Below are 24,839 nucleotides of genomic sequence, written 5' to 3' on the forward strand. Positions count from 1 at the left end.
GCAGTTTATCCCTGAACTTCCTGGTAAACCTGATACTGGCCGCGCCCGGCGTGTTTGGCGCTGTAACAGGCGACATCGGCCTGCGACATCACCACATTGCTGATGCAGTTATGCTGATCGATTTGCGTGATACCGGCGCTGGCGCCGACGTGATACGGCCGGTCCTGCCAGATAAAAGTAAAGTCATGCACCGCGCTGACGATGCCCTGCACCACCTCGCGCACCTGGTCAACATTGCTGTAGGGCAGCAGCAGGCCAAATTCGTCACCGCCTAGGCGCGCCAGTACATCGCTATTGCGCAGGTGCTGCTGCATGAGATCGGCCAGTGCGCGCAGCAACGCATCGCCGGCAGCATGGCCGGCGGTATCGTTGACCGCTTTAAATTTATCCAGATCGATAAACACCAGCACGTGCTCACTGTGATGCGCGGCGGCGTCATTCACCAGTCGCTTTAGCTGCTGTTCAAAGCTGTGACGGTTCGGCAGGCGAGTCAGCATATCGTGAGAGGCGCTGTAGCTCAGGCGTTTCATCATGCGGCGCGACTCGCTGACGTCATGAATGACCATTACGGCACCAATGTCGCTGCCGGTCAGGGTTTTCAGCGGCGTGATGCTGTAGTGAATCTCGACCTGGGCACCATCCGGGGTATGCAAGACCAGCTCCTCTTCCAGGTCCGGTGTGGTTTTGCTGGCGGGCAGGCTGCACAGCAACAGATTCTCCACGCGCGGCCCCTGCGCGCCACGCGTAATCGTCAGCAGTTCGCTCAGCGCCACGCCAGCCGCTTTCGCCTGCGGCCAGCCGCTCAGCGTCTCGGCCACCGGATTCATGAAGGTCACCCGCATCTCATCGTCAGTACAAATCACCGCTTCACCAATCGAGTCGAGGGTGATGGCCATGCGTTCCTTCTCCTGGAACAGCGCTTCATTCAGCGTGCGCAGCGAAGTGATGTCCTGACAAATGCCGAGCATGCGTTCGATCTGCCCGTCCTTGCTGATGATGCTATTGGCCTCGGAGCGCACGTAGCGCACGCCCTGCGGCAGATTGATACGGTACTCCAGCTGGAAGGCGCTGCGGCGTTCAATCGCCTGCTGAATGGTGAGCGCGGCCGCTTCGCGTTCCTGAACATCGACCAGATGCAGCCACAGGTCGTAGCTCGGCACCCGGTGCGGCTCCAGCGCAAATAACTCGTACATGCGCTTGTCCCATAACATCTCGCCGTTTAGCAGGTTCCACTCCCACACGCCGATGCCGCCCGCTTCATTGGCCAGCGTGATGCGCTCCATCAGCCGCTGGTTGACCTGCTCGCTCTGCTTCAGCTCGGAGATATCCACAATCTGCGCGATAAAGTAGAGCGGTTGCAGCCGCGCATCACGCACCATCGAGACCGTGAGGCGCGCCCAGACGATCTCGCCATCTTTGCGGAAATAGCGCTTCTCCAGGGTATAGGTCAGGATCTCACCGGCGATCAGCCGCTCCAGCTGTTGCAGGTCGCTGTTGAGATCGTCCGGATGGGTGATCTGCTGGAAGGTGAGTTTTTTCAGCTCCTCCGCCGCGAAGCCCAGCGTGCGGCACAGCGACTGGTTGACCTGCTGCCAGCCGCCTTCCGGTGATACCAGCGCCATGCCGATGGCGGAATACTCCATGGCGTTGCGGAAGCGGGTTTCACTTTCGCTGATGTGGTGCTTTTCACGCTGGAAGGCATCCATCACCAGCGACATTACGTGGCTCGGCAGCAGCACCAGCAGAAACGGCAGCCAGGTGCTGACCTGGCCGAGCAGCAGGTCGTTGCGCGCCAGGTTGACCCAGTCGAGCGCCAGCAGCAGCGAGATAAAGCTGGCGTTGAGGAAAAACAGCAGGAAGGCTTCGAATTTGGGCAGGCGCACCGCGCACCAGAACAGAATCACCACGATAAAGGTAAACGGCCACGGCAGGAAGCGCAGCGCCAGATAGCTGGCCAGCAGCGTGACGATTAGCGTGAGCAGCGTCTCCAGCTGACGTTCCGGCGTGATCAGCTGGCGCAGCGGTTTATCAGGCCACAGCAGCAGCACCGGACCGAAGGCCAGCACGCCAATCACTTCAGAGATCACCCAGGTGGAGAAAAACGGCAACGAGGCATGGCCATCGACGTGCAGCATCCACAGCGCCACCACGCCGCCCAGCAGCGGCGCGATCAGGCCCGCAGCCAGCGCAAAGCGTATCCAGTCGGCCAGTGAGTTGAGCGGGGCTTTGCGGTCGAGCAGCGCGCGAAGCATGAGCCCGCCGAGGATGGCCTGCACCATATTAAGGATGGCGAATTTGACATTGCTCAGGGCCGGGCCGATCACCAGCAGATTGGCCAGCGCCGTGCCGAGCACGCAGCTGGCCAGCAGCAGCGGTACCTGTCGCGAGGGGGCGCGGAACACCACGACGGTCATTAACGCGGTGGAGTACCAGAGCGGGGAAATGCGGCCGCTGACAACAATCAGTTCCAGACAGAACAGCGTCAGTAAAAATGCCAGCGCGCAAAGCAGCAGGGCGCTGAGCCACTTTTTTTGCGGATTATCCTGCGAGGTTAATATCTCAAGAGTCATGCACGAATCCAGCAGCGCGCATTGATTACTCGAAGAAAAATGCGCCAGTCAATCTCTTAATCCATGCTAGCACATCTGTCAGATATCTTTGTGCGGAAATGTTTTTTTGCGGCCTGCATCCAGGTGCGCATGAATGCGCACCCGACAAAAACGGTGAAATCTGCTGGCAGTATCGCGCCTGCTGGATCTGCAGTAATTCAGGTAAGGACACGACAAATTGCACAATTTTGTAGCGGCGCGATTTATCGAGCAATAAATTGCGCCGCTACCGTATGTGCAATCATTTGTGGAACGTGTTCAAAACGTAATGGACAGACCTTACACCCTTTATCGTGCAACGCACTCAGCGAAACAAATCGGCGCGGGTGAAGGGCTTTTCCAGCCCGGCGAGGTCAGCGGAAAAACGCTCGAGGAACTGCTGGGTGGTGGCGACGCGGCCGTGGCCCATCAGCAACAGCGGAATCAGAAATGCCACCGCCACCTGCACCACGCTAAACCCCTTCAGCGCGGTGCGGCGCTGGCTCAGCAGGAACGCGCTGCTCAGGGTAAAGCCCAGCATCAGTCCGGCCAGTACTTCACTCACCGAGTGCGCATGGATCACCAGGCGCGATAATCCCACCATCAGCGGAATCAGATAGCCGATACCGATGGTCAGGGCGCGCCAGAACGTGGGCCAGCGGCCGGAAATCAGCCACATCATCACCGGCCACAGCGTCGCTGACATCGCGCTATGACCGCTGAACCCGGTAAAGTTGTAGCGCGCGCTGCCAATGCCGAAGCCGAGAAACATAATCTTCGAGATGCTGACCAGCAGGCCCGCCAGGCCAAACGCCAGCAGCCAGTACCAGACGGTGCGACGGTTGTCGCTTTTCCACGGCAGCACCAGTGCGATGATCACCGCAGTGGGGATCAGCAACATACTGTCGCCGAAATAAGTCAGGGTTCTCCAGCTCATACTTTTCCTTGCAACGACTATCGGGCTCCCGCCAGTCACACGGCGGGCAGAGAAACAGTGTATCGATTAAGCCGCTGGCTGCAAAACGGGATAGTCTGAAAAGGCGGCGCGCCGGTTTTCACTGGCATCAACCCGGTGAAATCCCTATAATTGCCGCCAACTAACCCTCTCAATCGGCCTGTTTTTGTGCAGACAGAAACCGGCTCCAGTTATCAGGTCTTAAAAAAGTATGACTGACAAGTCTCATCAGTGCGTGATCGTTGGCATTGCAGGTGCATCCGCATCCGGAAAAAGTCTTATTGCCAGCACGCTCTATCGTGAAATCCGTGACCAGGTCGGTGACGAGCATATCGGTGTGATCCCCGAAGATGCCTACTATAAAGATCAAAGCCACCTCACCATGGAAGAGAGGGTGAAAACCAACTACGACCATCCGAGCGCGATGGACCACGATTTGCTGCTGCAGCATCTGCGCGCGCTGAAGGCCGGCGAAGATATCGACCTGCCGGTTTACAGCTACGTTGAGCACACCCGCACCGACGAGTGTATTCACCTGAAGCCGAAGAAAGTGATTATTCTGGAAGGGATTCTGCTGCTGACCGATGCACGGCTGCGCCAGGAGCTTAACTTCTCGATCTTCGTTGATACCCCGCTGGATATCTGCCTGATGCGCCGTATGAAGCGCGACGTCAACGAGCGCGGGCGCTCGATGGACTCGGTGATGAGCCAGTACCAAAAGACCGTACGCCCGATGTTCCTGCAGTTTATTGAGCCTTCCAAGCAGTATGCCGACATCATTGTGCCGCGCGGTGGCAAAAACCGCATCGCCATTGATATCCTCAAGGCCAAAATTAACCAGTATCTTTGACGACGCCCGTCCGGTTCAGCGGGACCGGAACGGGACACCGTGCGTCCGGATGGACGTGACGCGAGCGGTTTGTCACAACCTGACCACCTTTCGCTACACTTAATCATGGAGTTGCTGCGATGAGATTATGCGATCGCGATATTGAAAGCTGGCTGGACAGCGGCAAGCTGGCCATCGATCCCCGTCCGCCGGTTGAGCGCATCAACGGTGCCACCGTGGATGTGCGCCTCGGTAACCAGTTCCGTACTTTTAGCGGCCACACCGCACCGTTTATAGATTTGAGTGGTCCAAAGCATGAAGTGAGCGCGGCGCTGGATCGCGTGATGAGCGATGAGATTGTGCTGCCGGAAGGCGAAGCGTTCTTTCTGCATCCGGGTGAACTGGCGCTGGCGGTGACGCTGGAATCCGTCACTATCCCCGACGATCTGGTGGGCTGGCTGGATGGCCGTTCGTCACTGGCGCGCCTCGGGCTGATGGTGCACGTTACCGCGCACCGCATCGATCCGGGCTGGCAGGGCCGCATCGTGCTGGAGTTTTACAACTCCGGTAAGCTGCCGCTGGCGCTGCGTCCCGGCATGCTGATTGGCGCACTGAGCTTTGAACCGCTGTCCGGGCCGGCGGCGCGTCCTTACAATCGCCGCGAAGACGCCAAATATCGCGGGCAGCAGGGCGCTGACGCCAGCCGTATTGATAAAGACTAACGTTTCTCCTGGAGTGATTTCGCGCCAGCGGCCCGGAATCTGACGGTGATGAGGATGCAATGAGAAGACTGATAACCACGCTGGCCATCCTGTTAGTGGTGGTCGTAGCGGGCATGACGGCACTGGTGTTGCTGGTCAATCCCAACGACTTTCGTACCTATATGGTACAGCAGGTAAAACAGCGCAGTGGTTATCAGCTTGAGGTGAGCGGCGACCTGCGCTGGCACGTCTGGCCGCAGCTCAGCATTCTGGCGGGCCGCATGAGCCTGACCGCGCCCGGCGCCAGCCAGCCGATGGTGACCGCTGACAATATGCGCCTGGACGTCAATCTGTGGCCGCTGCTGTCGCATCAGTTGAGCGTCAGCCAGGTGATGCTGAAAAACGCGATTATTCGCGCTACGCCGGACAGCGCGGTGCAGAAACCGCAGGGCGCGCCGATTGAGCCGGGCGACAGTGAACCGGCCATCGCCGCCAGCAACGGCTGGACCTTTAACATCAGTAAACTGCGCATCGCCGATAGCCTGCTCATCTGGCAGCAGCCGGGCGGTGACGAGTACAACTTCCGCGATCTCAACCTCAATCTGAATCAGGACGATAACCGGCAGGCCAGCGTTGAGCTGGCGACACGCGTGTCGCGCAATCAGCGTAATCTCAGCCTGAACCTGAAAGGGCAGATGGACGTGGCGCACTATCCGCACCGTATCAGCGGCCAGCTGGATGAACTGGAGTACACGCTGGACGGCGCGAACCTGCCGACGCAGGGCATTAAAGGGACGCTGAGCGGGCAGGCGCAGTGGGATGGCGACCAGCAGCAGTTTGCGCTGAACAAGCTGCAGTTAACCGCGAACGACAGCGCCCTCGACGGCAGCGCTGAGGGCCGGCTGGCCCTGCCGCAGCAGCTCAATCTCGCGCTGCACGCGACCTCGCTCAATCTGGATAACCTGATGGCCAGCGCGCCCGCCAGCGTTAACAGCACCACGCAGCAGGCTAACGTGATGCGCACGCCGGTGATCGCTGAGCCGCGCGCGCACAATAATACCGACTCGCCGCTCAACAGCATGGATTTACAGCTGACGCTCGACGCTGACAGCAGCGTGTGGCGCGGTCTGACGCTCAGCAATCTGCAAATTGACGCCCGCAATCAGCGCGGGCTGCTGACGCTCAACAAGCTGCAGGGCAAATTTGGTGACGGCCACTTTTCCATTCCCGGCTCGGTGGATATCCGTCAGCCGGTCACGCAGGTGGCGTTTCAGCCGGAGCTGAGCAGCATTGCCATCGCGCCACTGCTTAAAGCGCTGGAACTGCCGGCTTCGCTGCAGGGCACGGTCTCGCTCAAGGGCGACATCAGCGGTGCCGGGCTGAGCGTGGCGGAGGCGAAACAGAACTGGCAGGGCAATGCAGAACTGGAAGCCACTAATCTGCAGCTGGCGCAGCTGAATCTGCAGCAGATGGTGCGCCGCGCCGTGGCGCGCGTCAGCAATCGCGTCAGTAACGATCAGCCGGATGATCAGGGAATTGAACAGTTAAGCGGTCGTATCAGCCTGAAACAGGGCAACGTCACGCTGCCGGATCTGCAGGGCGGCAGCAGCCGGCTGGCGCTGCAAACCCACGGCAACGTGGATGTGGTGAAGCAGCAGCTGGATGTCACCATTAATATGATTCTGCGCGGCTGGCAGGGCGACGACCGGCTGGCGAAAGTACTCAACGGCCAGCCGATTCCGCTGCGCATGTACGGCAGCTGGGGCAATCTGCAGTATTCGCTGCCGGTGGACGACGTGGTGCGCCAGCAGTTGCAGGGCGAAGCCAAAACGCGCCTCAATCAGTGGCTGGATAGCCAGAAGTCTGCACCGCGGCAATAAAAGGACCAGTGCGACGTTATTAAGTTATTCATCTTGCGATGATTCGCGCCGCGACCCCGCGTTGCACTGACGGGTAGCGGCGCAATTTATTGCGCAATGTAAAACGGTGCGGATGTCAGACATGCGCGATAAATCGCGCCGCTACAAATCGCAACACAGGTGGCCGGACACGCATAATAAATCACCCCCCGGCACCGGGTTAAATAAACGGTGCGGGCGCGACCGGCACAATCTCGACTTTTTGCACCCGATGGTTCTCCACCTGCAGGGTGCGCAGCAGATAATCCCCGACGCGCAACTCCTCACCTTCGGCCGGCACGTGCTGCAGGCTATCCATCAGCAATCCCGCCAGCGTATGGTAATTGCGCCTCTCGTCGAGCGGCAGCGCCACATACAGCGCTAAATCTTCCAGCGGCATATGGCCGTTGGCGATCCAGCCGCCATGCTCTGCGGGCTGAATATCGTAACGGGCATCAATCTCTTCCCCTTCATTGGGCAGATTGCCGGCGATAGTCTCCATCACGTCGCTCAGCGTCACCACGCCTTCTACCGAACCAAACTCATCCACCACAAAGGCAAAATGGGTGCGCGCATGGCGAAACTGCTCCAGCGCCTGCAGCAGGGTGACGCGCTCGGGAAACACCAGCGGCTGGCGGATCAGGGCACGCAAATCCAGCGATTTACTGTGCAGCGACTGATGCAGCAGATCGATCACATGCACCACGCCCAGCGGCTCGCGTCCCTGTTCGGTGATCAGCAGGCGCGTATGCTGGTTGCGGTCGAGTTTATCCATGATCGACTGCGGGTCTTCGCTCAGATCGATGTGCTCGACGTCATGGCGTGACGTCATGATGCTGTTGATCTGGCGCTGACCCAGACCCAGCACGCGCATGATCATGCGCCGCTCCTGACGGTTAAACAGCGCTGCGCCCTGGTTATCACTCAGCAGCGATGCCGTGTCGGCATCCAGATCGGCGCGCTGCGCTTCACCGCGCAGAATGCGCAGCACGGCTTCGGCAGTGCGCTGGCGCAGCGGCCGTCCGGCGGTAAGAAAACGGCGGCGATTAAACAGCGCCAGCTGATTAAAAATCTCAATCACAATCGAGAAGCCAATGGCCGCGTACAGATAGCCTTTCGGGATGACGAAGCCGAAACCCTCTGCCACCAGACTAAAGCCGATCATCAGCAGAAAGCTCAGGCAGAGAATCACAATGGTAGGATGGCCGTTAACGAAGCGCGTCAGCGGCTTGCTGGCCAGCAGCATTAACAGGATGGCGATGGTCACGGCGATCATCATCACCGGCAGGTCGTTGACCATACCGACGGCGGTAATGACGGCATCAAGTGAAAAGATGGCGTCCAGCACCACGATTTGCGCCACCACCGGCCAGAATTTAGCACCGCTGTTATTTTGACCCGATTCCTCGTCGTTGCCCTCCAGTCGGGCGTTTAGTTCAGTGGTGGCTTTAAACAACAGGAAGATACCGCCGCCCAGCAGCAGCAGGTCGCGTGCGCTGAAGCTGTGCTGGAAGAGGGTGAACAGCGGTTGGGTCAGCGTAACCAGCCACGACAGCGACGCCAGCAGCACCAGCCGTGATATCAGCGCCAGCAGCAGGCCGAACACCCGCGCGCGGTCGCGCAGCGTTGGCGGCAGCTTCTCCACCAGGATGGCAATGAAAACCAGGTTATCAATACCCAGCACCAGCTCCAGAACGATTAGCGTGACTAATCCTGCCCAGAGCGACGGATCGATGATCCACTCCCACATACTTTCATCACCATAATGTCTAAAAATGAGCTTAGTCTGATGATAGTTAATCGTCAGACAGGGTACAAATACGCCCCGGCCGCGCGGATGTCGCGGGCTGGCGGCTTATTAGGATTAATCTTACCTTGTTCAGCCGGGCGATAAGTGAAAAGTATGGATAAACATCCTGTGTGGATGAAGACCACTATTTATTCTTATCGAGCGGCAAAAGCGTACATTTTTAATGCGACTAATCTGAAGACGGGTATCGAATTATTCTGAAATTTGGCGTGAAATTGCCTGGCGGGGCTGGCATCAATACTTATGGCTGGTAGTCTTTTTCCTAAAATAGTGCAGGGAAGACGGGGCCTACTTGTAAACAAGCCAGTAATAACTAGTATAGCAACGTGTTAGTAAATGTCTGCGCCAATGTTGTTAATAGCGCGCTGTTTAGCTTCTTAATGTTGTGAATTGTGATCGTGCACGGGTTAAGGCGGGTATTTCCCGGCGTGGCGACAAAGCGCGGACAAAAAATAGGGTGTTGTAAGCGGTATTGGCAGCGACAGCCAAGGGCGGTAGCGTGCCTGACGTGGTTTTCACAGGTTAAGAATTGTCTGGCCTTGCGGCAAAAGGAAGTCAGACTAATCTGTTGGTATTTATCACAATTTTCTTGCTTAACTGGAAAGAGAATTGGCCTAAATGCCGGGGAGTTCGCCGCAGTTTGTCTCGCTGGTTTAGTTAGTGCATCGCTCATTAATTACTCAGGCTTAGGCGTTAGGGATTAAGGGAAATAAAATAAAAGAGTCAAATATGCGCGATAATGAATTTACATATAAAAGTCTTCTGACAAAAATTTTACTGGCGTGCTCGGATTTAATTTGTTTCAACGCGGCATTGTTTATTGCACTCGCGCTGATTAATTCGTTCGCCGATTCTCCACTGGCAGATATTTCTGAAAAAGACCTCAATTTAAAAATCGCCACCCATGTCTGTCTGTCCTTAATTTGTACAGGCTGGTTCTGGGTTCGCCTGCGTCATTATACCTATCGCAAACCCTTCTGGTTTGAGCTGAAAGAGATCTTTCGTACCATTCTCATTTTCTCTGTCATCGATTTGTCAATTTCAGCATTATCACAATGGCAGATGTCCCGTTTTGTCTGGGTATTAACGTGGATTTTAGCGCTGGTGTTGATTCCGCTGGCGCGTGCTATTTCCAAACGCGTGCTGAATCATTTCGGTATGTGGAAAAAGCAAACCATTATTATTGGCAGCAACCGTAACGCGCAGGAAGCCTGGCAGGCGCTGCAGAGCGAAGAGGTGATGGGCTTTGATGTGATCGCCTTCTTCGACGTCGATGGCAGCTGCCCGCAGGCCAGCATCTCCGGTGTACCGGTGCTGCATAACGAGCAGGAGCTGTGGCAGCTGACCAACAGCGAAACCCAGTTTATCGTCGCGGTTGAGTTTGAGCAGAGTCAGCACCGCGACCGCTGGCTGAAAATGCTGGCGATGCATAACTGTCGCTCGGTCTCGGTTATCCCGACGTTGCGCGGCGTACCGCTGTACGGCACCGATATGGCTTACATCTTCAGCCATGAAGTGATGATTCTGCGTGTGAATAACAACCTGGCGAAACGCACCTCGCGTGTCCTCAAGCGGGCATTCGATATCGTCGGCGCGCTCAGCATCATCATCGCGCTGTCGCCTGCGCTGCTGGTACTCGGCTTCATGGTTGGCCGTGATGGCGGACCACCGATTTACGGTCACGAACGTGTGGGTCTCAATGGCCGCAAGTTCAAGTGCCTGAAGTTCCGCTCGATGGTAATTAACTCGAAAGAGGTGCTGGAAGAGGTGCTGCGCACCGACCCGGTAGCCCGCGCCGAGTGGGACAAAGATTTCAAACTGAAAAACGATCCACGTATTACCAAAGTCGGTCATTTCATCCGTAAAACCAGCCTGGATGAGCTGCCGCAGCTGTGGAACGTCGTGCGCGGTGACATGAGCCTTGTTGGCCCGCGCCCGGTGATTGAAGATGAACTCTGCCGTTATGCCGGTGATGTTGATTATTACCTGATGGCAAAGCCAGGCATGACGGGATTGTGGCAGGTCAGCGGTCGTAACGACGTTGACTATGAGACGCGCGTCTATTTCGATTCGTGGTATGTCAAAAACTGGTCGCTGTGGAATGACATCGCGATTCTGTTTAAGACGGTCGGCGTGGTACTCAAACGCGACGGCGCTTATTGATAGACAGCAAGGGCAGGGGACGAAATAACGTTCCCGCCTGATAACTGCCGGTGCTGGGAGTGTCTGTAACTGATAACTGCCATTATCGAGCCCGAACAGAGCGGGTTATTAAGCCGCTTAACGATAACCCACTTTAATTGAAGTCGTCTGCAACCAGGATGACAACATAAACCAGGGAGCTAATGATAATGAACCTCAGTTTCAGTGTTTAATTCCTTGCCTTTATTTTTGTTAGACGCTTACACAGCGGCGTTTTCGCCTCTATCAATCATTAACTGATAGCGAAGAACCAGATGATAATGAAAACTAAATTGATACCGTTACTGGTATCCGCGACTTTCCTCTCCGGGTGCACCATCGAACCAGGTTCGCACCTTTCCACTAGCGGAAAAGATGTCATTGAGCAACAGGATAGCAATTTTGACATCGACAAATACGTTAACGTCTTCCCTCTGACGCCGCGTCTGGTTGAACAGATGCGTCCGAAGCCGCTGGTTGCTCAGGCTAACCCGCTGCTGCAGAACGAGATTCAGAGCTATCAATACCGCGTTGGCATCGGCGACGTACTGAACGTCACCGTATGGGATCATCCTGAGCTGACCACGCCGGCCGGTCAGTACCGTAGCGCCAGCGACACCGGTAACTGGGTGCAGGCAGACGGTACCATCTTCTATCCGTACATCGGTAAAGTGCGCGTTGCAGGCCGCACCGTGACGGAAATCCGCAGTGAAATCGCGCGTCGTCTGGCGCAGTTCATTGAAAGTCCGCAGGTGGATGTCAACGTGGCCGCGTTCCGTTCGCAGAAAGCCTACGTGACCGGTTCGGTCACCACCTCCGGCCAGCAGCCGATCACCAACGTGCCGCTGACCGTGCTGGATGCGGTGAACGCCGCGGGTGGTCTTGCTGCCGACGCCGACTGGCGCAACGTGGTGCTGACGCACAACGGCCGCGAGCAGCGCATTTCGCTGCAGGCGCTGATGCAAAACGGCGACCTGAGCCAGAACCATCTGCTCTATCCGGGCGATATCCTTTACGTACCGCGTAACGACGATTTGAAGATCTTCGTAATGGGCGAAGTGAAACAGCAGACCACGCTGAAGATGGACCGCAGCGGCATGACGCTGGCTGAAGCGCTGGGTAACGCACAGGGCATGGATCAAACCACCTCTGACGCCACCGGCGTATTCGTCATTCGTCCGATTCGCGGTGCTAACCGCACCAAGATCGCCAACATCTATCAGCTGAACACCAAAGATGCGGCGTCGATGGTGATGGGCACCGAATTCCAACTGGAGCCGTACGACATTGTCTACGTCACCGCAACACCAATCACCCGCTGGAACCGCGTGATTTCCGGACTGCTGCCGACCATCGTGGGTATCGACGATGCAAGCTCCGCAGCGCTGCGTTTCCGCAACTGGTCGGACTAAGGTTTTACCATGATTAAGTCAGTGTTAGTCGTCTGCGTCGGCAACATTTGCCGCTCCCCCACCGGGGAGCGTCTGTTTAAACGCGCACTTCCGCATACCCGTATCGCCTCTGCCGGTCTTGGCGCCCTGAAGGGCCATCCGGCGGATAAGACGGCCAGCGCCGTCGCCGCTGAACATGGCGTCTCGCTGGACGGTCATGAGGCTCAGCAGTTAACGGCCAGCATGTGCCGTGACTTTGACCTGATTCTGGTAATGGAGAAGCGCCACGTTGAGCAGGTGAATCGCATCGATCCGGCCGCGCGGGGGAAGACCATGCTGCTGGGGCACTGGCTTAACCAACAGGAAATTGCGGATCCGTACAAAAAAAGCCGTGAGGCCTTTGAAGAGGTTTACGGGTTACTGGAAAACGCTACCCAGAAATGGGTTAACGTACTAAGCCGATAGTTGGGAATATCCATGAATATCAAAAACAAGGTTATGACTGCGCCAAAAGAAGATTCGAATGGATGGGATCTGGCGCATCTTGTGGGACAGCTGATCGATCATCGCTGGATCATCGTGGCGGTCACCGCTTTCTTTATGCTGATGGCAACGCTCTACACACTGTTTGCTACGCCAATCTATAGCGCGGACGCTATGGTGCAGGTGGAGCAGAAAAACACCGCCTCGGTGCTGAACGAATTACAGGATGTGATTCCGACCACGCCAGCATCAGACACCGAGATTCAGATCATCGAATCCCGCATGGTGATTGGTAAAACCGTTAACGACCTCGGTCTGGACACGGTCATTCAGCAAAACTACTTCCCGGTAATCGGTAAAGGTCTGTCGCGCCTGATGGGCAACAAGCCGGCGCAGATTGCCATTTCACGCCTGGAAATTCCGCGCAGCATTGACAAACGTACCGTTGAGCTGGAAGTCACCGGTCCGCAGACCTATACCGTGAGCAAAGACGGCGACGAGCTGTTCAAAGGCCGCGTCGGTCAGCTGGAGCAGCACGGCGACGTCACCATGCTGGTTAGCGGCATTCAGGCTGACGAAGGCACCAGCTTCAGCGTCACCAAGCTGAGCGACCTGCAGGCGATTAAAACCGTACTGGGCGCGCTGACCGTCGCCGATAAAGGCAAAACCACCGGCGTGCTGGGCCTGGAGTTCCAGGATGAAGATCAGGAGCAGGCGAGCCGCGTGCTGAACCAGATCGTCAACAACTATCTGCTGCAGAACGTTGAGCGTAAGTCTGAGCAGGCGGAAAAGAGCCTCGAATTCCTGCGCACCCAGCTGCCTAACGTGCGTGCCAAGCTGGACGATGCGGAAGACAAGCTGAACACCTTCCGTCGTCAGAACGAGTCGGTCGACATGTCGCTGGAAGCCAAATCGGCGCTCGACTCTTCCGTTAGCGTCCAGAGCCAGCTGAACGAGCTGACCTTCCGTGAAGCCGAAGTTTCCCAGCTGTTCACCAAAGACCACCCGACCTACCGCGCACTGCTGGAAAAACGCAAAACGCTGGAAGCGGAACAGGCGCAGCTGAACAAGAAAATCTCGGCCATGCCGCAGACCCAGCAGGAGATTCTGCGTCTGACGCGTGATGTGCAGGCCGGTCAGGAAATCTACATGCAGCTGCTGAACCGTCAGCAGGAACTGGGCATCAGCAAGGCCAGCACCGTGGGTGATGTGCGCATCATCGACCGTGCTGAAACCAGCACCAGCCCGGTAGCACCGAAGAAGCTGCTGATTATTGTCGCGGGCCTGATTGTGGGTCTGATGCTGTCGGTTGGTCTGGTGCTGCTGAAAGCACTGTTCCACCACGGTATCGACAATCCGGAGCAGCTGGAAGAGCTGGGCATGAACGTCTATGCCAGCGTACCGCTCTCCGAGTGGCAGCGTAAGAAAGACACCGAAGCGCTGGCGCGACGCGGCAGCAAAGAGAAGTCGGATCCGCACAACACCCTGCTGGCGCTGGGTAACCCGACTGACCTCTCCATTGAAGCGATTCGTAGCCTGCGCACCAGCCTGCACTTCGCCATGATGGAAGCGAAAAACAATATCCTGATGATCACCGGTGCCAGCCCGGGTATTGGTAAAACCTTTATCTGTGCCAACCTGGCGACGCTGGTATCCAAAGCAGGTCAGCGCGTGCTGTTCATCGATGGTGATATGCGTCGCGGCTATACCCACGAGCTGCTGGGTGCGGACAACAAGACCGGCCTGTCTAACGTGCTGTCGGGCAAGAGCGAGTTCTCGCCGGCGATGATTCAGAAGGGCGTGTACGGTTTTGACTTCCTGCCGCGCGGTCAGGTGCCACCGAACCCGTCTGAGCTGCTAATGCATCGTCGCATGCAGGAGCTGCTGGACTGGGCGAGCAAGAACTATGATCTGGTGTTGATCGATACGCCGCCGATTCTGGCTGTGACCGACGCTTCCATCATCGGTAAGCTGGCCGGTACCTCGCTGATGGTGGCGCGTTTCGAAACCAACACCACCAAAGAGCTGGATGTCAGCTACAAGCGCTTCGCCCAGAACGGTATCGAGATTAAAGGCGTCATCCTCAACGCCGTGGTCCGTAAAGCGTCGAATGCCTATGGTTATGGCTACGACTATTACAACTACGAATACGGTAAAGAGAGCAAAAGCTAAGCACTATCGGGGGCGGATTTTCCGCCCCTTTTTATGGCGCGTCTCTGGCTAAGCGCCATGCCTTGTGCCTCTGCAAAACATGCGGATACACCGCAGAGTATTGTAGCGGCGCGATTTATCGCGCAATAAATTGCGCCGCTACGGAACGTGCGGTGATTAACCGCAGAAAACTGCGGCGGTGAAATTTATACCGCGAACATAATAACGATTTATTTTCGGTGCGTTTTGCACCACCCAACATACACACAGCACAATCTTAGGTATTTCCGTGACGGTACGAAAAGTCTTATTGAAAAAGAATACTAACGGCATGATTTTTCAGAACAAAGCCGATTCCTTTCTACAGGCCGCTCGCGTTACCGTTGAATCTGGAACAGCTGTTTAAGAGGTGCTGGCAATGCAGGACATCCGCTTCTCAATTGTAATTCCCGCTTATAACGCGTCGAAATCGATTGTCACGACGCTGGATTGCGTCAAAGCGCAAACCTATCGCAACTTTGAAGTCATCATCGTGGATGACAAATCCGCCGATGCCGCGGAACTGGCGCAGGTGGTGCGCGGCGAGCGCTATCAGGATCTGGACATCAAACTGGAGCTGTCTGAGGTCAAACTCAACGGCGCCGGCGCGCGCAACAAAGGTATTGAACTGGCGCAGGGCGACTTCATCAGCTTCCTCGACGCCGACGACGAGTGGCATGCGGACAAGCTGCTGGAAGTGTGCGATACCATCCGCAAGCTGGAAGCGCAGGATAAATCGCGCTATGTCATCTTCAGCCAGGTCAATATTCATCAGGACGGCAGCTTCCTCAAAGTGATGCCGATGCAGCCGCCGGGGAAAAATGAGACCGTGGCGGAGTACCTGTTTGGCTGTTACGGCTTTATCCAGACCAGTACCATCGTACTGAAACGCGAAGATGCCGCCAGAATCCAGTTTGATGCGCGCTATATTCGCCATCAGGATTATGACTTCTGCATCCGCGCCGACCGCATGGGCTATGAATTTGTGATGATCGCCAAACCGCTGGCGACCTACCATCTGGTGACCAAATTTGGTTCCAAACACAAAGGCGAGTCGGTGAAGTACTCCTTCTTCTGGCTCGACACCATGAAGCCGCACCTGACGGCGCGCGATATCCATACCTACAAAGCGTTCAAGCTGCCGCTGCGCTACAAAATGGATGGCAATTCGCTGCTGGCCAGCGTCAGTTTTGCGCGCTACTTCTTCCTCACCAACCGTGATAACCGCGCCTACTTCATCAATCGCCTGGTCGATAAGCTGAAGTCGCGCTTCACGGGGCGAAGAGCGGTTTCCTGATCGATTTATGACTTTCACTTGCTCCCGCAGCGGGAGCATTTTTTCGGTTCCTGACACTCCGGGTATACAAATGACAAATCATGTTGGCACCATCGGTATCGTGATGCCGATGTACAACGCGCGCAACACCGTGCTGCGTGCGGTTGAGTCGATCGTGAATCAGACCTACAGCGACTGGCATCTCTACCTGGTCAATGATAAATCCACCGATGATTCACTCGCTTTTGTACGCGAGCACTGCCAGGACGCGCGCATCACTATCCTCAGCAACGAGGTCAACCTCGGCGCGGCGGAAACGCGCAACGTGGGCCTGCGCGCGGCCAAAGAGGAGATCATTGCGTTTCTCGACAGCGATGACGAATGGCACGCGGAGAAACTGGCCGAGCAGGCCGCGGCGCTGGCCGCCGGTGACGACTTTGTGATCACCCATTATCACTACAAAACCAAAACCGCCGATCACGACATCAATTACAACAAACCTTATCTGCAGCAGGAAAACTTCGTGAAGAAGCAGTATCGCGTCTGCTTCTCCTCGGTGTGTTTCCGTCGTCCGCCACAGGGCATCTTCTTCCAGCGTAAAGGCCATGAAGACTTCCTGTTCCTCTATGAGCTGTTCCTCCGCTACAAACAAGCCCGGGTGATCCAGAAGACGCTGGTCAACTACTACGAGCTGGGCGATTCGCTGTCGCGTAACAAAAATAAAGCGGCGAAATGGCACCTCGAATTATTAAGAATTATCTATAAAAACAATCCTTTAAAAATCTATTACTATTACGGCTGGTATATGGTGAATGGGGTTCTTTTCACCCTTAAACATCGCTAAGACCCTGTGTCCTTCGCGCTGCCGCTACGTTGGCTGCGCACGTCCATCCCGGTCACTTACTTGAGTAAGCTCCCGGGAATGAACGCACTTGCCGCCTTGCGGCAACGCAAATGACTTGGGTCTGGATTTGAGCAATTTGAGGTGAAAAGTATCAGATGAAAAAGATTGTTTTGGTTATTAAGGATGCCTACTCCTACGCAGGCACGGAGAACATCTGCAACTTCATGTCGGAGTGCCTCGGTGAGGAGCATGCCGTTACCATTTACTCGCTGGAAGGGCACGGCAAAACCTTTTACCCGTTTGAGCGGGTGAAAGAGATTGTCAGCTTCGAAGGCCACAGCAACCCGATTAAAAGTGCCGTGGCGCGCATCCATCAGGAGGGCTTCGACAGCGTATTCCTGATCAGCATGGGGCGCCTGAGCGTGATGTTTGCCTTCTGGAACCTGATGGCAATGAAGAAAAAAACCTTCAAAGCCTACGCCTGCGAGCACATCGCTATTAACTCGTTCAGCAAGCCGATCAAACTGCTTAAGTGGCTGCTGCTGCGCTACTACGATCAGGTGATTGTGCTGACTGACAAAGACCATCAGGTCTTCACCCGCTGGCATATCCCCAGCCAGCAAATTCCTAATCCGGTGGTGTACAAATCCTGGCAGCGCGAGACGCGCAGCCGTCAGGCGCTGGCGGTAGGCCGCCTCGATAACCAGAAGGGCTTTGACCTGCTGCTGGATATCTGGGCCGACTTCAGCAAAAAACACCCGGAGTGGAAGCTGGTGATCGCCGGTGACGGCGAACTGCGCCAGCAGCTGCACGATCAGGCCGCGGCGCTGGGCATCACCGGCAGCGTTAACTTTGTCGGCAAAGTCAGCAATATCAATGATTACTACCGCGACAGCGACATGGCGCTGATGACTTCACGTTATGAAGGACTGCCGCTGGTACTGCTGGAAGCCAAATCCTGGTCGCTGCCGGTGGTGGCCTATGACTGTCCGACCGGACCGCAGGAGATCATCAACCACGGCGAAGATGGCTTCCTGGTGCCAATGAACGACAAAGCCACTTTCCTGGCGCGCATGGAGCAGCTGGCCAGCGACGATCGCCTGTTCTTTGCCATGAGCGAAAAGACCAAAGAGACGGCGCTGAAGTTTGACGGTAATCAGATCAAACAGAGCTGGCTAGCGCTGGTGTAACCACTTTTATCGTGCCTCGGGGATACCTTTTCGGCCGCCATGCGGCCCCATGACCACGGGATTGTTAGCATGAAAAGAAGAGAAGTCTTGCAAACTGCAGCCTCCTCCATTGTTGCCGCGCTGTCGGTGAGCGCGTTTTCCAGTTACGCCGCCAAAAGTGGTCAGCCGGCGCTGAAAGCGGTTGATGCCTCCAGCGTCCCGCCGGGCGATGTGCCGATTCTGACGCCGGAAAACGTCTATACCATGCCACCGCAGTTCTGGCAGAACTTTGAGGGCAAACTGTGGATTGGCGCAGCAGGCAAAGATGCCAGCCAGGCCGGCAACCAGATTCCGGTGTATCTGCGCGACGCCAGCGGTAAGGTTTCCCAGGTGAGCCAGCCAATTGCGCTCAATAAAGGCAACTTTGCCCAGTTTATTCACGATAATGCCGCGTTAATCGCCAATCCTGCGCACTCGATGGTGGTGGAAGATAACCAGGGCAATACGCTGTTTTCCATCAGCGACGTGTCGCGCCCGAACGCCAGCAACTTCAGCCAGCGCCTGGCGCAGCCGAATGGTTATCAACTGATCGGCGAAATCCCGTCGGTGGAAGAGCTGCGTAAAACCCGACCGCTGTTTGCCGGAGCGAAAATCAAGCTGAAAAGCTGGCACGAAGGGCTGGAAGTGGGCGGCGGCGAGTTTGTCGGCGTGTATGGCGAAGGCGAAGATGATGGCGGCGTGATTTTCAGCGGCAACGGATTCTACTGGCGCCGCGTGGTGGAAGATTTCAACCGTCTGACGCTGTTTGACTTCGGCGCCATCGCCGATGGCAAAACCGATACGGCACCGGCGATCAAAGCCATGTATCAGTGGTCGCTCAAGGCTAACCAGCAGATCTGCGTACAGTTTCCGGCAGGCACCTTCTTCGTGACCGGCTGTGACTTTGGCGATCAACAGCAGCGCTTCTTCCGCATTTCCGGCGCGATGGTGAACTTCGGCTATTTCCCGGCGACCACGCTGGTATCTGACGGTCGTTCCGAATTCCTGTTCCAGGTGAATGCGCGCTGGACCGAAATCTCCAACCTGATCTTCAACGGTCAGAACGACAAGCGGCCAAACAAACAGGGGCTGTTCCGCAACACCTGTCCGGGCGGTCAGTTCTTCCGCGGTGCCTGCCTGCGCTTCAACCGCGTCGGCGGCACCTCAATCAGCCTGCTGGATACGCTTGACTGCAAAATCGATCAGTGGTACGCCGACACCTGTACCGGTGACGTGATCAAAGCCAGCTGGTCCGGACAGAAACAGGGTGCGTGGGACCATAGTACGGCGATTGAGCTGTCGAACTTCAACGCCCAGCGCTGTACCGGCGGCATGGTACTTAACCTGCCGCGCTGCAGCCAGTCGATCATTCATAACGGCTGGATTGAGCACAGCGAGCACCCCGGCGACATCTCGAACGGCCAGTGGATCATTGATGCGCTGAGCCTGGAAGATTGCAAAAACCCGCTGAACGCGCGCAATTCCCGCCTCAACATGCGCCAGACCAATCTGCAGTCTGGCAGCTGGATCGATAACTCGCTGGAAGGCGAGCGCTGGCTGAATATCTGGGAGATGGGCTCAACGCGGGTGGAGTCTTACGGCGTGGCCATCGACGGCAGCCTGAAATACAACTACATCACATCGCGTTTCCGTCTGACCAACAACACCAATCAGGCCACCTGGTTCGAGCTGGGTAATTTTTACTCGCCAACCGTGGGTGACAGCTGGGAGATCGAGCTGTTTGGTCAGTCGCAGTTCAGCAACGGCAGCGACAAACAGCCGCTGCTCGACGTGATGGGCGGTAAACAGACCGGCGGTCGCGCGGTGATTCATCTGCAGCGCAAAACCAGCAAGGCGGAAGCCAGCTGGTCTGCGGAAGGCAGTTCGCCGGTGCTGGAGGTGCGCGTCGATGCACGCAGCGATACCGATAGCAAAGTGTTCGTCAAACTGGCGGGCTGGACGCCGACGGCGGTGGTGCTGATTAAGAGCACCGCCAAAGACCGGTTCCTCACCGGCCGCTGTGCGCGCGTTGACGCCACCATGGCGCAGGGCAGTCCGACCAGCGGCAGCCAACCGGCCCCGCAGCGGTTTAGCCTGCACAACGGTAAAGCCGGCATCGGCGGCAATGAGCAGGGCGATTTGCTGCTGGCATCGCGCGCGCTCAAGCCCGAACAGGTAGATACGCGCCAGCCGAAGGGGTTTGTTTCAGTGGTGATCAACGGCGAGCAGGTGGCGCTGCCGTATTTTGCGCTGAAGTCGTGAGGATTTAACGCAGGTAACGGTGCAATTTATCGCGGAGGCCACAACGGCATCGAGCCAGGACGGGCAAAGCGCAATAAATTGCGCCGCTACGGTTTGTGCAGAGGTGATTTCTGCACTGACCCTTTGCACAGTCTGTAGCGGCGCGATTTATCGCGCATGTAACACCTGTCGCAGGTATCAATTACGTCACAACAGGCAGTCGTTAATTTCGGGCCGCTGGCCCATTAGCAGTTTTTTCTTACAGAGTTCACTTAGCCAGTATGGAACTGGCGGCTTGTAAAAAATTACAAAAATTTATCTGGAGTTTTTATGAAGATTTTATTGGTGGGTAACCATACCTGTGGAAATCGTGGGGATGGCGCGATTTTACGTGGACTGATTGATTCATTGCAGGCCGCGCGTGGGGATCTGGATATCGATGTCATCAGCCGCTATCCAACCAGCTCCGGATATTTACTGCAGCAGCACATCCAGCAGGATTCGCTGTTTCTGCACAACAGTAAGGCGCCAAAAGGGCTGGTCAGCAGCCTGAAGCGCAAAGTCGCCAACCGTCTGATGCCGGACATCATGATGGCGCACCTTGGCAAAGGTGGCGTGTATAAATCCTTCTCGGTGCCGCCGCATCTGGCGGAATTCACCCGCAGCCTGGCGAAATATGACGCCATCATTCAGGTCGGCGGCTCGTTCTTCGTCGATCTGTACGGCGTTACCCAGTTTGATCACGCGCTGTGCGCGCTGATGGCGAAGAAGCCGCTGCACATGATCGGTCACTCGGTGGGCCCGTTCGAAAACCCGCGCGTCAATGCGCTGGCAAACTTTGTGTTTGACCGCGTCGACAGCCTGGTGCTGCGCGAAGAGGTCAGCCTCGATCGCCTGAAGCAGGATGGCGTGACCACCAGCCGGGTGAAGAAGGGCGTGGACACCGCGTTCCTGGTGCAGGCACGCGAAGTGGAAAATCCGAGCCACAACCTGCTGCACTGGCAGAACATCATTCAGTCGCGCAAAACCATCGCTATCACCGTGCGTGAGCTGGCACCGTTCGACAAACGTCTTGGCGTCACGCAGAAAGAGTACGAAGCCGCGTTTGGCCGGGTGATCAACGCCATGATCGCCGAAGGCTATCAGGTGGTGGCGTTCTCCACCTGTACCGGCATTGACAGCTATGCCAAAGATGACCGTATGGTGGCGCTGACGCTGCGCGACCACGTTGAGCAGCCGGAGCACTACCATGTGATCATGGACGAATTCAACGACCTGGAGCTCGGCATCCTGCTCAGCCACTGCCATCTCACCATCGGCACGCGCCTGCACTCGGCAATCATCTCCATGAACTTCGGCACGCCAGCCGTGGCCATCAACTACGAGCACAAATCGCTCGGCGTGATGAACCAGCTGGGTCTGCCGCAGATGGCCACCGACGTGCAGAGCCTGATGGACGGCTCGCTGATCGACAAAGTGCAGACGGTGCTGGCGGACTACGACAACGTGAAGCAAAAAGTGAACACCGCGGTGGCGCAGGAGCGTGAAATCGGCAACCGCATCACCGAAGAAATTCTCAACGTCCTGGGGTAAGTGATGAAGCTAACCTTTTTCACCATGCGTTTTCCGGTTGCCTCTGAGACGTTTGTCCTCAATCAGGTGACGCATTTCATCGATGCCGGCTATGACGTCGAGATCATCTCGGTGTTTCCGGGCGACATGATCAACCGTCATGCCGCGTTCGATGAGTACAATCTGGCGGCGAAAACCCACTATCTGCTGCCGGAAGAGAAGGTATCAAACCTCGACAAACTGACCCAGCGCATCGGTCTGATGCTGCCGAAAATCGCCAAACCGGCGCTGCTGAAGTCGCTTAACGTTGGCCGCTACGGTGCGCAGGCAAAAAAACTGCTGCTGCCAGCCATTGTCGCCAATGCCCGGCAGACCTTTACCGCCGATGTGTTCCTGGTGCACTTCGGCTATGCCGGTGCGCTGGCGAATAAACTGCGCGAGCTGGGAGTGCTGAAGGGCAAGCAGGCGACGGTGTTCCACGGCGCTGATATCTCGCGTCGCCACATTCTTGAAGAGCACAAACAGGATTACATCAACCTGTTCAGACAGAGCGAACTGATGCTGCCGATCAGCCATCTGTGGGAGAACAAGCTGATTGAGATGGGCTGTCCGCGCGAGAAAGTGCACGTCACGCGCATGGGCATCGAGCCGGAGAAATTTAACTTCCAGCCGCGCGACGCGTTCCACAAACCGCTGCGCATCGTTTCGGTGGCGCGCCTGACCGAGAAAAAAGGGCTGGACGTGGCGGTCAAAGCCAGTGAAATCCTGCGCGATAACGGCGGTCAGTTCCAGTTCACCATCATTGGTAACGGCGAGCAGGACGGCATGATGCGCGAGCACATCGCGCGTGCCGGCCTGGAAGACATGGTGACCATGCCGGGCTTCAAGCCGCAGGAGGAGATTCGTCAGGCGCTGAGCGAGGCCGATATCTTCCTGCTGCCGTCGAAAACCGCCGCCGATGGCGATATGGAAGGCATTCCGGTGGCGCTGATGGAAGCGATGGCGGTCGGCCTGCCGGTGGTGTCCACCTACCACAGCGGCATCCCGGAGCTGATTCAGAATAACGTCAGCGGCTGGCTGGTATCGGAAAATGATGCCGACGAGCTGGCGGACACGCTGCTGCGCCTGTCGCGCGGCGACGTTGACGTTGCACCGGTGGTGGCCGCAGCGCGCCATAAAGTGGAAACCGAGTTCAATCAGCACATCGCTTACGGTGAGCTGGCGAAAATTCTGGAGCGCATGGTGTGAGTGGATTAAAAAAACAGGCGGTGTGGCTGTTTGGCAGCACCTGCTTTGCCGCGCTGCTGCAGGTGCTGCAGCTGGCGGTGCTGGCGCGCAAGCTGGAAGCGCACGAGCTGGGTTTGCTGGCGATCATCAACGCCATTCTGGCGGTGGCTACCGTGCTGCAGGACATGGGCATGAGCAGCTATATCGTGCATCGTCAGGAGATTACACGTCGTGAGCAGAGCACCATTTACTGGGTTAACGTCTCGCTGAGCTTCTGTACCGGTCTGATCATGCTGGCCATCGCCTGGCCGGTGGCGTGGTTCTACCATCTGCCGGAGCTGACCGCGCTGATTATGCTCACCAGCCTCAACTTCCTCGTGCTCGGTCACCTGTCGCAGTATCAGGCGCACTATGTGAAAACCAAACGCATGGTGACGCTGGCGAAGATTGAGATGGGCACCAAGCTGTTTGCCTTCCTGTGTACGGTGGCGATGCTCTATTTCACCTCACTGACGGTGGCGGCGGCGATTCTCGGGCTGTTCATCAACGCCTTCACGCGTATTCTCTGCATGATCTACTTTGGCGAGAAGTCGTGGCGGCCAACGTGGGAGTTCGACGGCAAAACCTTTGTCAGCGCGGTGCGTTACGGTATCTATCAGTTGGGTTCGCAGACCATTAACCAGCTGCGTACTCAGGCCGATGCGCTGATCGTCGGTAAAGTGATGGGTGCCGAAATGCTGGGGATTTACTCGCTGGCGAAAGAGCTGATTCTGCAGCCGCTGAAGCTGGTGTCGCCGGTGATTAACCGCCTGGCGCTGCCGCGCTTCGCTGAGAAGCAGCACGATCCCGAGCAGCTGAAAAAACTGTTCCTCAAGGGCACCTTCGTCATCATGCTGTTCAGCAGTGCGATGTACCTGGCGATTGGTATTCTCTCTCCGGTGATTGTGCGTGTGCTGTACGGCGCTTCGCACGAGCAGGTGTATCACCTGATCCCGCTGATGCTGCTGTTCGGTATGCTGCGCCCGATGGGCGGCCTGACCGGCGCGATCTCCCAGGCGAACGGACGCACCAACGTCGAGTTCTACTGGAATATCGTCGCCAGCCTGGTGGTGGTGGTGGTGCTGGCCACTACGTGGATCTGGCCGAACGTGATTTACGTGGCGCTGACGCTGTCGATTTCACAGGTGCTGATCTCCGCCTTCGCGCATCCGTTCTTCATCAAACCGGTGATTGGCATCCGCTTTATGCCGTATGCGCGCCAGTGGGTGTCGGTGTCGGTGGTGTTTGTCGGCCTGATGCTGCTGGTGAATCATTTCAACCTGTTCGTGATGCCCGAGTGGTTTGAGGGCTGGCTGTAAGCGGTGATGACGGGGGCGGTCGTTAGCAATGACAACACGTTTGTCAGTTAAGCTCTGATACTGTTGCACTTTTGGTAGCGGCGCAAT

The 24,839-nt window shown here is 56.6% G+C and carries 17 protein-coding genes; 14 read left to right on the top strand and 3 right to left on the bottom strand.

Features of this window, described 5'->3' with window-relative positions; translation table 11 throughout:
* Positions 1 to 5: 5 nt before the first annotated feature.
* A complete protein-coding gene (locus H7K56_RS12350; RefSeq protein ID WP_150360803.1) occupies positions 6 to 2,570 on the bottom strand; it encodes a diguanylate cyclase in 2,565 nt (854 codons plus the stop codon).
* Positions 2,571 to 2,913: 343 nt separating this feature from the next.
* On the bottom strand, positions 2,914 to 3,525 hold the full coding sequence (locus H7K56_RS12355) for a phosphatase PAP2 family protein (RefSeq protein ID WP_021509320.1): 612 nt from the start codon (positions 3,523 to 3,525) through the stop codon (positions 2,914 to 2,916).
* Positions 3,526 to 3,754: 229 nt separating this feature from the next.
* On the opposite strand from H7K56_RS12355, the gene udk reads away from it, so the two are divergent.
* The 3 genes from udk to asmA all read left to right on the top strand — a co-directional run bounded on the left by udk (position 3,755) and on the right by asmA (position 6,953).
* A complete protein-coding gene (udk, locus tag H7K56_RS12360) occupies positions 3,755 to 4,393 on the top strand; it encodes a uridine kinase (RefSeq protein ID WP_010615887.1) in 639 nt (212 codons plus the stop codon).
* A gap of 119 nt (positions 4,394 to 4,512) precedes the next feature.
* Positions 4,513 to 5,094: a dCTP deaminase gene (gene dcd, locus H7K56_RS12365; protein WP_021509321.1), complete on the top strand. Its 582-nt coding sequence runs from the start codon at positions 4,513 to 4,515 to the stop codon at positions 5,092 to 5,094.
* A gap of 59 nt (positions 5,095 to 5,153) precedes the next feature.
* Positions 5,154 to 6,953, top strand: a complete 1,800-nt coding sequence (gene asmA, locus H7K56_RS12370) for an outer membrane assembly protein AsmA (RefSeq protein WP_150360804.1) — start codon at positions 5,154 to 5,156, stop codon at positions 6,951 to 6,953.
* A 199-nt stretch (positions 6,954 to 7,152) separates the two neighbouring features.
* On the opposite strand, the gene H7K56_RS12375 is transcribed toward asmA, so the two are convergent.
* On the bottom strand, positions 7,153 to 8,721 hold the full coding sequence (locus H7K56_RS12375) for a TerC family protein (protein WP_150360805.1): 1,569 nt from the start codon (positions 8,719 to 8,721) through the stop codon (positions 7,153 to 7,155).
* A gap of 789 nt (positions 8,722 to 9,510) precedes the next feature.
* Here H7K56_RS12375 and wbaP point away from each other — a divergent pair.
* From wbaP to H7K56_RS12430, 11 genes are all read left to right on the top strand, one after another.
* Positions 9,511 to 10,944: an undecaprenyl-phosphate galactose phosphotransferase WbaP gene (wbaP, locus tag H7K56_RS12380; RefSeq protein WP_058757291.1), complete on the top strand. Its 1,434-nt coding sequence runs from the start codon at positions 9,511 to 9,513 to the stop codon at positions 10,942 to 10,944.
* A 299-nt stretch (positions 10,945 to 11,243) separates the two neighbouring features.
* Entirely contained in the window at positions 11,244 to 12,374 is a 1,131-nt protein-coding gene (locus tag H7K56_RS12385) for a polysaccharide export protein (RefSeq protein WP_031280061.1), read from the top strand.
* A 9-nt stretch (positions 12,375 to 12,383) separates the two neighbouring features.
* Positions 12,384 to 12,818, top strand: coding sequence for an arsenate reductase/protein-tyrosine-phosphatase family protein (locus H7K56_RS12390; RefSeq protein ID WP_021509326.1), 435 nt, complete (start codon positions 12,384 to 12,386; stop codon positions 12,816 to 12,818).
* A 12-nt stretch (positions 12,819 to 12,830) separates the two neighbouring features.
* Entirely contained in the window at positions 12,831 to 15,008 is a 2,178-nt protein-coding gene (gene wzc, locus H7K56_RS12395) for a tyrosine-protein kinase Wzc (RefSeq protein ID WP_021509327.1), read from the top strand.
* 397 nt (positions 15,009 to 15,405) lie between these two features.
* The gene (locus H7K56_RS12400) at positions 15,406 to 16,323 is read left to right on the top strand and encodes a glycosyltransferase family 2 protein (protein WP_150360806.1); all 918 of its coding nucleotides are present in this window, start codon (positions 15,406 to 15,408) and stop codon (positions 16,321 to 16,323) included.
* Positions 16,324 to 16,393: 70 nt separating this feature from the next.
* A complete protein-coding gene (locus tag H7K56_RS12405) occupies positions 16,394 to 17,146 on the top strand; it encodes a glycosyltransferase family 2 protein (protein ID WP_058769966.1) in 753 nt (250 codons plus the stop codon).
* Between the two features lie 155 nt (positions 17,147 to 17,301).
* Positions 17,302 to 18,336: a glycosyltransferase gene (locus tag H7K56_RS12410; RefSeq protein ID WP_021509330.1), complete on the top strand. Its 1,035-nt coding sequence runs from the start codon at positions 17,302 to 17,304 to the stop codon at positions 18,334 to 18,336.
* Between the two features lie 69 nt (positions 18,337 to 18,405).
* Positions 18,406 to 20,616 (top strand): phage tailspike protein, encoded by a 2,211-nt coding sequence (locus H7K56_RS12415; protein WP_058757294.1) that lies wholly within the window; start codon positions 18,406 to 18,408, stop codon positions 20,614 to 20,616.
* 309 nt (positions 20,617 to 20,925) lie between these two features.
* Positions 20,926 to 22,188, top strand: a complete 1,263-nt coding sequence (gene wcaK, locus H7K56_RS12420; RefSeq protein WP_058757295.1) for a colanic acid biosynthesis pyruvyl transferase WcaK — start codon at positions 20,926 to 20,928, stop codon at positions 22,186 to 22,188.
* A gap of 3 nt (positions 22,189 to 22,191) precedes the next feature.
* Positions 22,192 to 23,415 carry a glycosyltransferase gene (locus tag H7K56_RS12425; protein ID WP_058775759.1) on the top strand — a complete coding sequence of 408 codons (1,224 nt, stop codon included), beginning with the start codon at positions 22,192 to 22,194 and terminating at the stop codon, positions 23,413 to 23,415.
* The gene (locus tag H7K56_RS12430; protein ID WP_021509334.1) at positions 23,412 to 24,752 is read left to right on the top strand and encodes an MOP flippase family protein; all 1,341 of its coding nucleotides are present in this window, start codon (positions 23,412 to 23,414) and stop codon (positions 24,750 to 24,752) included. The genes H7K56_RS12425 and H7K56_RS12430 overlap by 4 nt, the downstream gene beginning before the upstream one ends.
* Positions 24,753 to 24,839: the final 87 nt, after the last annotated feature.

It is taken from the genome of Pantoea dispersa, assembly GCF_014155765.1.
Classification (GTDB): Bacteria; Pseudomonadota; Gammaproteobacteria; order Enterobacterales; family Enterobacteriaceae; genus Pantoea; species Pantoea dispersa.

Bases quoted from the DNA above. Each gene is read 5' to 3' on its own strand.
- H7K56_RS12390 (WP_021509326.1), top strand. From the start codon at position 12,384: ATGATTAAGTCAGTGTTAGTCGTCTGCGTCGGCAACATTTGCCGCTCC.
- wcaK (WP_058757295.1), top strand. From the start codon at position 20,926: ATGAAGATTTTATTGGTGGGTAACCATACCTGTGGAAATCGTGGGGAT.
- udk (WP_010615887.1), top strand. From the start codon at position 3,755: ATGACTGACAAGTCTCATCAGTGCGTGATCGTTGGCATTGCAGGTGCA.
- H7K56_RS12350 (WP_150360803.1), bottom strand. From the start codon at position 2,570: ATGACTCTTGAGATATTAACCTCGCAGGATAATCCGCAAAAAAAGTGG.
- H7K56_RS12405 (WP_058769966.1), top strand. From the start codon at position 16,394: ATGACAAATCATGTTGGCACCATCGGTATCGTGATGCCGATGTACAAC.
- H7K56_RS12400 (WP_150360806.1), top strand. From the start codon at position 15,406: ATGCAGGACATCCGCTTCTCAATTGTAATTCCCGCTTATAACGCGTCG.
- wbaP (WP_058757291.1), top strand. From the start codon at position 9,511: ATGCGCGATAATGAATTTACATATAAAAGTCTTCTGACAAAAATTTTA.
- H7K56_RS12415 (WP_058757294.1), top strand. From the start codon at position 18,406: ATGAAAAGAAGAGAAGTCTTGCAAACTGCAGCCTCCTCCATTGTTGCC.
- H7K56_RS12425 (WP_058775759.1), top strand. From the start codon at position 22,192: ATGAAGCTAACCTTTTTCACCATGCGTTTTCCGGTTGCCTCTGAGACG.
- H7K56_RS12385 (WP_031280061.1), top strand. From the start codon at position 11,244: ATGAAAACTAAATTGATACCGTTACTGGTATCCGCGACTTTCCTCTCC.
- H7K56_RS12410 (WP_021509330.1), top strand. From the start codon at position 17,302: ATGAAAAAGATTGTTTTGGTTATTAAGGATGCCTACTCCTACGCAGGC.
- dcd (WP_021509321.1), top strand. From the start codon at position 4,513: ATGAGATTATGCGATCGCGATATTGAAAGCTGGCTGGACAGCGGCAAG.
- asmA (WP_150360804.1), top strand. From the start codon at position 5,154: ATGAGAAGACTGATAACCACGCTGGCCATCCTGTTAGTGGTGGTCGTA.
- H7K56_RS12375 (WP_150360805.1), bottom strand. From the start codon at position 8,721: ATGTGGGAGTGGATCATCGATCCGTCGCTCTGGGCAGGATTAGTCACG.
- H7K56_RS12355 (WP_021509320.1), bottom strand. From the start codon at position 3,525: ATGAGCTGGAGAACCCTGACTTATTTCGGCGACAGTATGTTGCTGATC.
- wzc (WP_021509327.1), top strand. From the start codon at position 12,831: ATGAATATCAAAAACAAGGTTATGACTGCGCCAAAAGAAGATTCGAAT.